This is a genomic window from Bartonella sp. AA86SXKL (genome assembly GCF_042196885.1).
The window spans coordinates 1-1,098 of sequence record NZ_JBHIRE010000134.1 but is presented as its reverse complement, the minus strand read 5'-3'; the positions used below and the strand labels follow the sequence as shown (position 1 = coordinate 1,098).

The following is a 1,098-nucleotide window of genomic DNA, read 5'->3' as shown; positions in this document are numbered from 1 at the left end:
ACAATAACATTAACATTAACAATAACAAAAAAAATAAAAATATTATTTTATCAAAAAGAGAAATTGATTTTGAAAATTTAGAAACAAACGATTTGGTTGAAACGGCAATCGAGTGTGATGATGTTCAATCAGAACAAATCAAAACGATAGAAACCAAACAACCAATCATTCGCGAGCAAAATATCAATCTTTCAAACGAAGTTAACAACCGATGGCAAATTAACGAAGCGATGATTGCGAAATTGCCTTCACGAAAAGTTAAAAAGGTTGGAAAACAACTTTCAGAAATCGTTGATAAGATAATGCCTGCTTATTTTCCAGAGAAAGCAAACTTTTTTGAAGGAACAAAGAAAATAAGGGAAAAACAAGAAGTTGAAAGAATACTAGAAGATTTCAAACCCGATTTTCAATACGCAACTGAACAAGGATTAACGCATGATGAAGCCTTATCAGAATTTGAAAAATTTGTACGCTTTTCAAAAACCAATCCATGTCACAATGCAAATGAACGCGATTGGCAAAGCGCTTGGGATAATTGGATTACACATCCAGAATATGGATTGGTAATTAAGAAACACAAAAAATCAGAAGTGAAAAAACTATATGAAAGCGCATGTTATAAACCACCGTCAAACAATTTCGCAAATAACCTTTCAGAAAGCTTCAATCAACTTGCAACAGCGATCTACGCTTAAAGACACTTATGGATCCGAAAAAACAGCAAAGTAGTGAAGTTTGCTGATGATTTTGAGAATATATATGCGTTTAAATTGACAGAAAGGCACCGTACAGAGCGATTTAAAGATTTTGTGATAGAAAACCACATTGAAATTAAAAACGCTTCTGTACGGTCCATTTTGAGGCAAATAAACCCATTGGTAAAGTTATGGATTTAGATAGGGGATATTAAACCAGATGTTTTTAAAAAAACGTAAACAGAAGGGGGGAAAAAAGTTCGTTGCAACGGCGGTGGGGCATGCCCCATGGGGATTAGGGGTAGCAGAGTATTTTTACAATCTTTACGAATATGATGATGGTACAAGAGAATATGAAGAATTTGACGGTGGTCAGTATCATGAGATGCCTGAGAATGTTGAT

Annotated in this window: 2 pseudogenes; both read left to right on the top strand. The window is 34.2% G+C overall.

Annotated features, from left to right (window positions below):
• Positions 1-695, top strand: a pseudogene (locus tag ACFIO5_RS10490) (DUF1376 domain-containing protein); the annotation flags it as partial.
• A gap of 220 nt (positions 696-915) precedes the next feature.
• Positions 916-1,098, top strand: a pseudogene (locus tag ACFIO5_RS10485) (hypothetical protein); the annotation flags it as partial.